Origin of the sequence: Mesorhizobium sp. (assembly GCF_024509055.1) — a bacterium.
Classification (GTDB): domain Bacteria; phylum Pseudomonadota; class Alphaproteobacteria; order Rhizobiales; family Rhizobiaceae; genus Mesorhizobium.
This window is the reverse complement of the sequence record NZ_JANINM010000513.1, coordinates 1-10457: the sequence shown is the minus strand read 5'-3', so window position 1 is coordinate 10457 and position 10457 is coordinate 1. Positions and strand designations below refer to the sequence as shown.

At 63.0% G+C, this 10457-nt stretch carries 11 protein-coding genes and 1 pseudogene; 11 read left to right on the top strand and 1 reads right to left on the bottom strand.

What is annotated here, in order from left to right:
* Positions 1 to 62: 62 nt before the first annotated feature.
* The 4 genes from Q0L57_RS30275 (at position 63) to tsf (ending at position 3278) form a co-directional block, all read left to right on the top strand.
* Entirely contained in the window at positions 63 to 893 is an 831-nt protein-coding gene (locus Q0L57_RS30275; protein ID WP_296746763.1) for a cell envelope integrity EipB family protein, read from the top strand.
* Positions 894 to 976: 83 nt separating this feature from the next.
* Complete coding sequence (locus Q0L57_RS30270) at positions 977 to 1255, top strand: DUF4031 domain-containing protein (RefSeq protein ID WP_296746762.1); 279 nt, start codon at positions 977 to 979, stop codon at positions 1253 to 1255.
* 200 nt (positions 1256 to 1455) lie between these two features.
* A complete protein-coding gene (gene rpsB / locus Q0L57_RS30265; protein ID WP_296746761.1) occupies positions 1456 to 2235 on the top strand; it encodes a 30S ribosomal protein S2 in 780 nt (259 codons plus the stop codon).
* Positions 2236 to 2357: 122 nt separating this feature from the next.
* Complete coding sequence (gene tsf, locus Q0L57_RS30260) at positions 2358 to 3278, top strand: translation elongation factor Ts (protein ID WP_296746760.1); 921 nt, start codon at positions 2358 to 2360, stop codon at positions 3276 to 3278.
* Positions 3279 to 3306: 28 nt separating this feature from the next.
* Here the strand turns inward: tsf and Q0L57_RS30255 are convergent, their stop codons facing one another.
* On the bottom strand, positions 3307 to 4233 hold the full coding sequence (locus Q0L57_RS30255; protein WP_296746759.1) for a LysR substrate-binding domain-containing protein: 927 nt from the start codon (positions 4231 to 4233) through the stop codon (positions 3307 to 3309).
* Positions 4234 to 4348: 115 nt separating this feature from the next.
* Here Q0L57_RS30255 and Q0L57_RS30250 point away from each other — a divergent pair, with 115 nt between their 5' ends.
* From Q0L57_RS30250 to rseP, 7 genes and pseudogenes are all read left to right on the top strand, one after another.
* Positions 4349 to 4876 (top strand): nuclear transport factor 2 family protein, encoded by a 528-nt coding sequence (locus Q0L57_RS30250; protein WP_296746758.1) that lies wholly within the window; start codon positions 4349 to 4351, stop codon positions 4874 to 4876.
* Between the two features lie 36 nt (positions 4877 to 4912).
* The gene (locus tag Q0L57_RS30245; RefSeq protein WP_296746757.1) at positions 4913 to 6022 is read left to right on the top strand and encodes an aldo/keto reductase; all 1110 of its coding nucleotides are present in this window, start codon (positions 4913 to 4915) and stop codon (positions 6020 to 6022) included.
* 149 nt (positions 6023 to 6171) lie between these two features.
* Positions 6172 to 6894: a UMP kinase gene (gene pyrH / locus Q0L57_RS30240; protein WP_296746756.1), complete on the top strand. Its 723-nt coding sequence runs from the start codon at positions 6172 to 6174 to the stop codon at positions 6892 to 6894.
* An 87-nt stretch (positions 6895 to 6981) separates the two neighbouring features.
* Positions 6982 to 7536, top strand: a complete 555-nt coding sequence (gene frr, locus Q0L57_RS30235; protein ID WP_296746755.1) for a ribosome recycling factor — start codon at positions 6982 to 6984, stop codon at positions 7534 to 7536.
* A gap of 23 nt (positions 7537 to 7559) precedes the next feature.
* Positions 7560 to 8288: pseudogene (locus Q0L57_RS30230) on the top strand (isoprenyl transferase); the annotation flags it as partial.
* A gap of 12 nt (positions 8289 to 8300) precedes the next feature.
* Positions 8301 to 9119, top strand: a complete 819-nt coding sequence (locus Q0L57_RS30225) for a phosphatidate cytidylyltransferase (RefSeq protein ID WP_296746754.1) — start codon at positions 8301 to 8303, stop codon at positions 9117 to 9119.
* A gap of 105 nt (positions 9120 to 9224) precedes the next feature.
* A complete protein-coding gene (gene rseP / locus Q0L57_RS30220) occupies positions 9225 to 10367 on the top strand; it encodes an RIP metalloprotease RseP (RefSeq protein WP_296746753.1) in 1143 nt (380 codons plus the stop codon).
* The last annotated feature ends 90 nt before the right edge of the window (positions 10368 to 10457 follow it).

The following is a 10457-nucleotide window of genomic DNA, read 5'->3' as shown; positions in this document are numbered from 1 at the left end:
TTTTTTAAGCTGGACCATCTTTCCCTGCGGCCTGCCATCGGTCGCGACGATCGGAGCACCTCATGCGCGCAGCGCGCCTTTTCGTTTCCGCCGCCCTGTTGTCGGCGGCTCTTCCGATGGCTCCGGCCCTTGCCATGCCCGTGCTGCAGGCGCATCGCGCCGTATATGATCTCACCCTCAACAAGGCGTCCGATCGCTCCGGCATCACCGGTATTTCCGGCCGCATGGTCTATGAGTTCAACGGCTCTCCCTGCGAGGGCTATACGGTCAAGTTCCGCTTCGTCACGCAGATCGTCACCAACGACAATACGAGGTTGACCGACCAGCAGACGACCACCTTCGAGGACGCGGAGGGCAAGACCTTCTCCTTCGTGACCAAGTCCTTTGTCGACCAGAATCTCGACAAGGAGGTCAGGGGCACGGCGACCAGGGAACCGAAGGGCCTCAAGGTCGATATCGACAAGCCCAAGAAGAACGTCCTCGAGCTCGCCGCCACGCAGTTCCCGACACAGCACCTCGAGGAATTGATCGGCAAGGCCGAAAAGGGCGAGAATTTCTACCAGACCAACCTGTTCGACGGTTCCGAGGACGCCGACAAGGTGATGACTACGACGGTCGTTGTCGGCAAGAAGACGGATGGCGACAAGGCCGATCCGGAAGCTCCGGCGCTGGCAAAGCTTGCGACCGACAAATACTGGCCGGTCGACATCGCCTATTTCGACGACACCGACAAGAGCGGCGAGGAGGTGCCGGAATACCGGATCAGCTTCAAGTTGCACGAGAACGGCATCACGCGCGACCTCGTCATGGACTATGGCGACTTCTCCATGACTGGCAAGCTGGTCAACCTGTCGCTGTTCGACCAGACGAAGCCTTGCCCGGCCTCGAAATAGCAACGCCCTGACGACCGGCTGCCCGGCTTGCACGCCCGGCTTCGACACGCCATGTGTGAGGCTCTCGCAATGCGGTGCGCCTGATGGCGGTCTATGTCGATGCGGCGATCTGGAAATGGGCCGGGCACCGCTGGTGCCATCTGCTCGCCGACGACACCAATGAACTACACCGCTTTGCCGCCGAACTCGGCCTCAAGCGCTCGTCCTATCAGGGACCGCCCAAGACGTCGGCGCCGCATTACGATATCACCGGCTTCGAGCGCGACCGCGCCGTGCGGCTTGGCGCCGTCGAATGCAGCCGCGAAGAAATCGTGTCAATCTTCCGACGCGTGCGAGTGCCAAATGGAAAGGTCAGACGCTGAGAAATGCGCGGATCGCCGCAGGTCCTGGCGTTTTCCGTCGCCCGGCTTGCGTTTATGAAACTTCCCCTCTATATGCGCGCTCATTCCACACACGGACTTTGGTATCTGCCCGGGAGAAATCCGGCTGAAACCTCCGGTGGCATCAGGACATAAGTCCGAAATGCCTGTGTCCGTGGAGGCCAACCGGAAAGGAAATAAGAATGGCTCTGCCTGATTTCAGCATGCGCCAGCTTTTGGAAGCTGGTGTTCACTTCGGCCACCAGACTCACCGCTGGAACCCGAAGATGGCGCCCTATATCTATGGCGCCCGCAACAACATCCACATCATCGACCTGTCGCAGACGGTGCCGCTGCTGCACCAGGCCCTGAAGCAGGTGTCCGACACCGTCGCCAAGGGCGGCCGCGTGCTGTTCGTCGGCACCAAGCGCCAGGCGTCGGACATCGTCGCCGATGCCGCGCAGCGTTCGGCCCAGTACTATGTCAACTCGCGTTGGCTGGGCGGCATGCTGACCAACTGGAAGACGATCTCGAACTCGATCCAGCGCCTGCGCAAGCTCGACGAGACGCTCGCCGGCGAGGCCCAGGGCCTCACCAAGAAGGAGCGCCTCAACCTCGACCGCGAGCGCGAGAAGCTTAACAAGGCGCTCGGCGGCATCAAGGACATGGGCTCGACCCCGGACCTGATGTTCGTCATCGACACCAACAAGGAAGCGATCGCCATCCTCGAGGCCAAGCGCCTCGGCATCCCGGTCGTCGCCATCATCGATTCGAACTGCGATCCGGACAAGATCGACTTCCCGATCCCCGGCAATGACGACGCGGCCCGCGCGATCCAGCTTTATTGCGACCTGATCGCCAAGGCGGCCATCGACGGCATCGCCCGCCAGCAGGGCGCGCTCGGCATGGACATCGGCGCTTCGGCGGAAGCCCCAGTCGAGCCGGCGCTCGACGCTCCGGCCGCCGAGACCCCGGAAGCTTGATAAAGGAAGGCCGGTTCCGGCCTTCATCTTTCCAATAAATTGGCGCGTTAAAGCGCTTCTGCCGAGCGCATCACCCGAGTCCCGGTTGGTGCGTCGGCGCATTTTGAACCAAAGAGGCGACAATGACGATTTCGGCTGCACAGGTCAAAGAACTCCGCGACTTGACCGGCGCGGGCATGATGGATTGCAAGGCGGCGTTGAACGAAACCAACGGCAACATGGAAGAAGCCGTCGACTGGCTGCGCAAGAAGGGTATCTCCAAGGCTGACAAGAAGGCCGGACGCACCGCTGCCGAAGGCCTGATTGGTGTCGATGCCGGCGTGCGCGAAGCTGCGGTGGTCGAGGTCAATTCCGAGACCGACTTCGTCGCCCGCAACGCGGCGTTCCAGGAAATCGTCGCCAACGTTGCCAAGGTGGCGCTCGCCTATGGCACGACCGAGGCGGTGGCCGCGGCCAAGTATCCGGGTTCAGACAAGTCGGTCACCGACACGATCAAGGACGCCGTCGGCACCATCGGCGAGAACATGGGCTTCCGCCGCTCGGCCAAGCTGACCGTTCCGCATGGCGCCGTGGCGACCTATGTCCACAATGCCGTTGCCGATGGCCTCGGCAAGCTCGGCGTGCTGGTCGCCATCGAGACCACCGGCAACGAGCACGCGGCCAATGCGTTTGCCCGCCAGGTCGCCATGCATGTCGCCGCCACCAGCCCGATGGCGCTGACGGCCGAAGAAGTCGATCCGGCCGCGGTCGAGCGCGAGAAGGCGATCTTCGCCGACCAGGCGCGCCAGACCGGCAAGCCGGAAGCGATCATCGAGAAGATGGTCGAGGGCCGCCTGCGCAAGTTCTACGAAGAGGTGGTGCTGCTCAAGCAGGCCTTCGTGCTCAATCCCGACATCACTGTCGAGAAGGCGCTGAAGGATGCCGAGAAGGAGATCGGCGCTCCGGCAAAGATCACCGCCTTCCTGCGCTTCGCGCTCGGCGAAGGCATCGAGAAGGAAACGACCGATTTCGCGGCGGAAGTCGCGGCCGCGGTCAAGAAATAGCCCGAAGAAAAAAGTAAGGCTAAACAGCTCAGGCAGCTCGGCCGGGTGTCCGCATGGATGCCCGGCCGATTTCTTGTGCGGTGTCGATGAAGGCCCTCAGCTTCGGCGCCATCGACGCGCGGCGCGGGAAGTAGAGGAACAAGCCCGGCTCCTCGATCGCTGTCTTGGGCAGGATCTGGATCAGGCGGCCGGCGGCAAGATCGGCCCGCACCAACGGCTCGAACACATAGGCGAGCCCGACGCCGGCGAGCGCCAGGTCGATGGCGGCAAGCGAATCGGTGACGATGGCCGTGCCGCTCACCTCGACCACGACATCCTTGCCGTTCTCGCTCAGGTCCCAGCGATAGAGAGCGCCCGAGCGGACCATCCGGTAGCCGATGCAGTTGTGGCCCGCGAGATCGGCGACATCGCGCGGTTGGCCGTGTTTTCCGATATAGGCAGGCGAGGCAGCGATCACGGCGCGAAACGGCGGCGTGAGTCGTACGGTGACCATGTCCTGCGCGATCATCTCGCCTAGCCGGATGCCGGCGTCGAAGCCCTCGCCGACAATGTCGACCAAAGCCTGGTCCGCGAAAACCTCGATTGTCACATCCGGATAGCGCTCGGCCATCGCCGCGACCACTGGCGTCACCGCCAGGGGGATGGCGATGTTAGACGCGTTGACCCTGAGCTGGCCGGACGGCCGGCCCTTGATGCTGCGGATCCGGTCCATCCGCTCGGCGATGTCCTGAAGGGCAGGGGCTGCCGTCTCGACCAGTTCCCTGCCGGCGTCTGTCAACGAAACGCTGCGCGTCGTGCGCGCGAACAGCGGCTGGCCGATGCGCTCCTCCACCAGTCGCACGGCATGGCTGACGGCCGAAGGGCTCATCCCAAGTTCGGCCGCGGCAAGCGCGAAGCCGCCACGCCTGGCGACGGCAACAATGACGGGCAGATGTGGGAGCAGATCTCGATCCATTCATGAGCAATATCGCACAGTGTTTGCGAACAATGCAATCTTATCGATGCCGGCGCATTGATCCACATTGTCCTCGACACGTCGGCGATGGGCTGATGGCACGAGGAGAAGAGACATGAATGCCTTGAAACATGTGACCTTCGCGGCAGGTTTGGCGCTGGCCCCGGCGGATGTCGCTGGAGCAGAGCCCGCGGACTGGAGAGCAATCGCCAATGAGCGCGCCGTCATCCGCATCGCCGATGCGATCGATCGCGCGGTCGATGCACAGGACTGGAAGCTTGCCCGCAGTCACTTTGCGGACCGGGTCACAGCCGACTTCAGCAGCCTTTCCGGGCAGCCTGCCGCCACCATCGCTTCCGACGATCTGATCGGCGCCTGGGCGGCCAACCTCAAGGGCAACAAGACCAGCCTGCACCTGCGCACCAACCACCAGGTGGTGATCGAGGGAGACGCAGCGACCGTCCGTTCCAACGGTTATGCCTGGAACCGGATGGAAGGCAATGGCGACCCGCTCTGGGAAGTCTGGGGCACCTATGAGCATCACCTGGCCCACTCTGGCGCCGGCTGGAAGGTCGATGGCATCACCTTCCGCATGACGCATGAGCGCGGCAATCCATGGGTCAAGGCGACCCCCGGCCAGTGATTCTGTGGCAGCAAGACCAGGATTGGAAAGACGGCCATGACGATGACCTATTACACGCTCGGCAATAGCGGCCTGCGCGTCAGCCGGCTGGCGCTCGGCACCATGACCTTCGGCACGGAATGGGGCTGGGGAGCGGACAGAGATACCGCGCGCGCCATGTTTGACACCTATGTCGAGGCTGGCGGCAATTTCTTCGATACCGCCGACCTTTATACCGGCGGCACCAGCGAAACATGGCTAGGCCGGTTCATCGCCGAACGCGGCTTGCGCGACAAGGCGGTGATCGCAACGAAGTTCACGTTCAATGCGGAACCCGGCAACCCGAATGCCGGCGGCAACGGCCGCAAGAACATCCTGCGCGCTGTGGACGCCTCGCTGAAGCGGCTCGGAACCGACTATATCGACCTCTATCTCATGCATGTCTGGGACAGGCTGACGCCGGCCGAGGAGGTTCTGCGCACACTCGACGACCTCGTGCGGGCGGGCAAGGTGCGCCATGTCGGCCTGTCCGACGTGCCGGCCTGGTATGTCGGACGGGCGCAAGCAATCGCGGAACTGCGCGGCTATGAGCCGATCTCGGCGCTGCAGCTTGAATATTCGCTGGCCGAGCGCACGATCGAGCACGAATACGTGCCTTTGGCGACCCGCCACGGAGCCGGAATCATGGTGTGGAGCCCGCTGGCCAGCGGGCTGCTCAGCGGCAAGTACCGGCCGACGCAGGCGGGAAATGTCGGACGCCTCGACGGCTTTCGCAACACCACCCATCCGGGTTTCCAGAAATTCAGCGAGCGTAATTGGGCAATCGTGGCGGAGCTCGAAAAGGTCGCCGCCGAACTCGGCCGCAGCATGGCGCAAGTCGCGATCAATTGGGTGGCGACGCAGCCCGGTATTGCCACCGTGATCCTCGGCGCGACCAAGCCGGCCCAGTTGCAGGACAATCTCGGCGCGCTCGATTTTTCCATTCCCGCCCAGCTTCGCCAGCGGCTGGAGACGGTCAGCAGCCTTCCGGCGCCATTCCCTCATTCGTATTTCGGCCCGGAAATACAGGTCAGGGTGACGGGTGGTGTGGTGACCAGCGACAAGCCTTCCGGGTATTCACCGCCAGTTGTGGTCGAGGGCGAGGCGGTCAGCATCTCCAGCGACTGATCGAAAAGCCCTGGAATTTTGCACAGGAGCGCGGCGTGACATCGCCGCGCCCATCGTGTATCGGGTCAACCCGTCATGACAGCATCGCCGGGCAAAGCGGGGTGGTTTTCGCCCCTGGCCTTGCCGCGCCGAGATTTTCGAGGAACCAGATGACGGTGAAGCCCCTCTATCGACGTGTCTTGCTGAAAGCTTCCGGCGAAGCGTTGATGGGCGAACAGCATTTTGGCATCGACGTCTCGGTCGTCGACCGCATCGCGGCCGATATCGCCGAGGCGCGTGCGATGGGCATCGAGGTCGGCGTCGTCATCGGCGGCGGCAACATCTTCCGCGGCGTGGCCGTGGCCTCGAAGGGTGGCGACCGTGTCACCGGCGACCACATGGGGATGCTCGCGACGGTCATCAACTCGCTGGCCCTGCGCACGTCGTTGAACAAGATCGGCGTCGAGGCGGTGGTGCTTTCGGCCATCGCCATGCCGGAGCTCTGCGAGAGCTTCTCGCAGCGCCAGGCGACCGCCTACATGAACCAAGGCAAGGTGGTCATCTTCGCCGGCGGCACCGGCAATCCGTTCTTCACAACCGATTCGGCCGCCGCGCTTCGAGCCGCCGAGATTGGCGCGGATGCGCTCTTCAAGGGCACTCAGGTCGACGGCGTCTATTCTGCCGACCCCAAGAAGGACCCAGATGCGGTGCGCTTCGAGCGCATAAGTCATGCCGAAGTCATCAAACGCGGGCTGACAATCATGGATACCGCCGCGATTGCACTTGCGCGCGAAAACAACATTCCGATAATCGTCTATTCGATCCACGAAAAGGGTGGTTTCGGCGAAATTCTGAGGGGCGGCGGCCGTTGCACGATCGTCGCGGACCATTGATCGGGCGGATCCGTCGCGAAAAACGTCGGACCCGGTCGAGACGAGAGCACAAGCAGTGAACCCGGCGAACGGGTCGAGGAGATGATCATGAGTGGCGAGTTCGACGACCTCAAACGGCGCATGGACGGGGCGATCGCGGCTTTCAAGCACGACCTGGCTTCGCTGCGCACCGGCCGTGCCTCCAGCAACCTGCTCGACGCGATCCAGGTCCAGGCCTATGGCACGACGATGCCGATCAACCAGGTGGCCAACGTCACGGTACCGGAGCCGCGCATGATCTCGGTGTCCGTCTGGGACAAGTCGATGGTGAGCGCCGTCGACCGCGCCATTCGTGAAGCCAATCTCGGCTTCAATCCCATCGTTGATGGTACCAATCTGAGGATCCCGCTGCCCGAGCTCAACGAACAGCGCCGCAAGGAACTGGTCAAGATCTCGCACGGCTATGCCGAAAACGCCCGTGTGGCTGTCCGTCACGTGCGCCGCGACGGCATGGATTTCCTCAAGAAGTCCGAAAAGGACGGCACGATCAGCGAAGACGATCATCGCAAGCGGTCCGACCAGGTTCAGAAGCTGACCGACGAGATGATCAGCACCATCGATCACCTGCTTTCCGACAAGGAAGCTGAAATCATGCAGGTTTAAGGGCCGGTTCTCACCGGCCCGGAAGCGAGACCATGGCAACGCCCGCGCATGTCGCGATCATCATGGATGGAAATGGACGCTGGGCCAAGGCGCGTGGCATGCCCAGGCTTGCCGGCCATCGCGCCGGCGTCGAGGCCTTGCGCAAGACCGTGCGCGCGGCTCCCGGGCTCGGCATCTCCTATCTGACGGTCTACGCCTTCTCTTCGGAAAACTGGTCGCGGCCGAAGTCCGAGGTCAGCGACCTGATGGGCCTGCTCAAGCTCTTCATCCGCCGCGATCTCGCCGAGCTGCACCAGAACGGCGTGCGAGTGCGGGTGATCGGCGACAAGGAAGGGCTGAAACCGGATATCCGAGGCCTGCTGCAGGAGGCCGAATCGCTGACCGCCGGCAACGAGGCGCTGACCCTGGTCATCGCCTTCAACTATGGCGGCCGCGACGAGATCGTGCGCACGGCGCGCAAGCTCGCCGCCGCCGTTGCGCGTGGCGAGATGGAGACCGACGCGATCACTGCCGAGAGCTTTGCGCGCTCGCTCGACACCGAGGGTATTCCAGACCCGGAACTCGTCATCCGCACCAGCGGCGAATTGAGGCTATCGAACTTCCTCCTTTGGCAGGCCGCCTATAGCGAACTCGTTTTCCTGCCTTGCTACTGGCCGGATTTCAGCCGCGAGCACCTGGCCGACGCCTTGCGTGATTTTTCCGGCCGCGAGCGCCGATTCGGCGGGCTTGCGACCCGAGATGTCGCCTCTTAGGCGCCGTCGCAGATGAGCAATCTCCAGCAGCGCGTCATCTCGGCCATCGTCCTGGCGGCTGTCACGCTCGCGGTGACTTGGCTTGGCGGACTGCCGTTCCGCCTGTTCTGCGCCGTCATCACAGCCGCGATCTTCTACGAATGGACACGCATGTCGCGCTCCACAGGCGGCGCCAGGCTCGGCTTTCTTCCGGAAGCGCTGGTCGTGGTCTTCATCGTGGCGCTGATCGCTGGCCTGCCAGCCCTGTGGCTGCTGCTTTTAGCCGCAGCTCTCACCGTCATCGTGCTCGTTGTCGCCCATTCGCGGGGCGCCGCGCAATGGGATGCATCGGGGCTGGCTTATGCGACGCTTTCCGGATTATCGCTGGCCTATCTGCGCGACGGCAACCATTCCGGCCTGATTGCGATCCTCTTCCTGTTCGCGGTGGTCTGGGCGACCGACATTGCAGCCTATTTCGTCGGTCGCGCCGTCGGCGGGCCGAAACTGGCGCCGTCGATTTCACCCGGCAAGACGCAGAGCGGTGCGCTGGGCGGCGCCGTCGGCGGTGTGGTTGCGGGGCTGCTGCTGGCAATCACCGCCGGGGCCGGCAACCTCTTCTTGCTTGGTCTCGTTGCCCTGGTGCTGTCCATCGTCTCGCAGATCGGCGACCTGTTCGAATCCAGGGTCAAGCGCCGGCATGGTTGCAAGGATTCGAGCAACCTCATTCCTGGTCATGGCGGCGTCATGGATCGGGTGGATGGGCTTGTCGCGGCGTCGTTCGCCCTGTACGTCATCGGCTGGGTTTCGGCGGCATCCGCCGATCATCCGGCGCAGGGGCTGTTTCCATTCTAGAAGCGTCGCGGCGGGGCGAAAACGCGGCATGCCACGGATTTGCCCGGATTGATGTCACAGTCGCGGCGCAGTGTCGCGATTTGCGGGCGAATTTGAGGGCATGAGTTGAGCGAGTTTCTTCACGCGGTCTTCAGCACGCAAGGCTTTGTCCTCGGCACGCTCGTGCCGTTTCTGTTCGTGCTCACCGTGGTGGTGTTCGTTCACGAGATGGGCCACTACCTTGTCGGCCGCTGGTGCGGCATCGGCGTGAAGGCTTTTTCCATCGGCTTCGGCCCCGAGCTGTTCGGCTTCAACGACCGCCACGGCACACGCTGGAAGCTTTGCGCCATTCCGCTTGGCGGCTACGTCAAATTCGTCGGCGACATGAATGCGACCTCGAGCCAGCCGAGCTCGGAAGACCTCGAATCACTGACCGAAGCCGAGCGGCGGGTCGCCTTTCATGCGCAACCGATCTGGAAGCGCGCAGCGACCGTGGTTGCCGGACCTCTATTCAACTTCCTGCTGACGATCGCCGTGTTCGCGGTCTTGTTTTCGCTTTATGGCCGCCCTGTCATGGAGCCGACCGTGGCGGAAGTCACCACCGGAAGCCCGGCCGCCAGGGCAGGCATCCAGCCGGGTGACCGATTCGTGAAAGTCGACGGCGACAAGGTAGAGACATTCGCCGACGTCCAGCGCCTGGTCTCGGGGCGGGCTGGCGATGCCATCACCTTCACCATGCTGCGCGACGGCAAGGAGATCACGGTCACCGCCACGCCTGAGCCCATGGAGCAGACCGATGCGCTCGGCAACAAGGTCAAGGTGGCGGTCATCGGCGTCGTCAACAATGCCGAGCTCGGGCAGCCACGGCAGATCTCCTACAGTCCGGCGGGAGCCGTGGTCGCGGCCGTCGAGGAGACCGGGCACGTCATCGAGCGCACCGGCCAGTTCCTGCAGCGCTTCGTGGTCGGACGCGAGGACAAATGCCAGCTGGGCGGCCCGATCAAGATCGCGAAAATGTCGGGCCAGGCTGCCAAACTCGGTTTCGAATGGCTGGTGCAGCTTGTTGCATTCCTGTCAGTCGGTATAGGAATTCTCAATCTACTGCCGATTCCCCCTCTCGACGGCGGCCATCTGTTGTTCTACGGCGTGGAGGCCATCATCAGGCGACCCGTGTCGGAGCGGATGATGGAGATTGCCTACCGTGCCGGCCTGTTTCTGGTGCTCGGCTTCATGGGGTTCGTTTTTTGGAATGATCTTTTTGGATGCTGAAATCATGAAGGAATTTGGCTTCAGCACCGGTTGCGTTGAGATGCCGTTTACCATGCGTGGGGATATGCGTGACGCGAAAGCCACGCGGTA

Bases quoted from the DNA above. Each gene is read 5' to 3' on its own strand.
- Q0L57_RS30275 (WP_296746763.1), top strand. From the start codon at position 63: ATGCGCGCAGCGCGCCTTTTCGTTTCCGCCGCCCTGTTGTCGGCGGCT.
- Q0L57_RS30270 (WP_296746762.1), top strand. From the start codon at position 977: ATGGCGGTCTATGTCGATGCGGCGATCTGGAAATGGGCCGGGCACCGC.
- rpsB (WP_296746761.1), top strand. From the start codon at position 1,456: ATGGCTCTGCCTGATTTCAGCATGCGCCAGCTTTTGGAAGCTGGTGTT.
- tsf (WP_296746760.1), top strand. From the start codon at position 2,358: ATGACGATTTCGGCTGCACAGGTCAAAGAACTCCGCGACTTGACCGGC.
- Q0L57_RS30255 (WP_296746759.1), bottom strand. From the start codon at position 4,233: ATGGATCGAGATCTGCTCCCACATCTGCCCGTCATTGTTGCCGTCGCC.
- Q0L57_RS30250 (WP_296746758.1), top strand. From the start codon at position 4,349: ATGAATGCCTTGAAACATGTGACCTTCGCGGCAGGTTTGGCGCTGGCC.
- Q0L57_RS30245 (WP_296746757.1), top strand. From the start codon at position 4,913: ATGACGATGACCTATTACACGCTCGGCAATAGCGGCCTGCGCGTCAGC.
- pyrH (WP_296746756.1), top strand. From the start codon at position 6,172: ATGACGGTGAAGCCCCTCTATCGACGTGTCTTGCTGAAAGCTTCCGGC.
- frr (WP_296746755.1), top strand. From the start codon at position 6,982: ATGAGTGGCGAGTTCGACGACCTCAAACGGCGCATGGACGGGGCGATC.
- Q0L57_RS30225 (WP_296746754.1), top strand. From the start codon at position 8,301: ATGAGCAATCTCCAGCAGCGCGTCATCTCGGCCATCGTCCTGGCGGCT.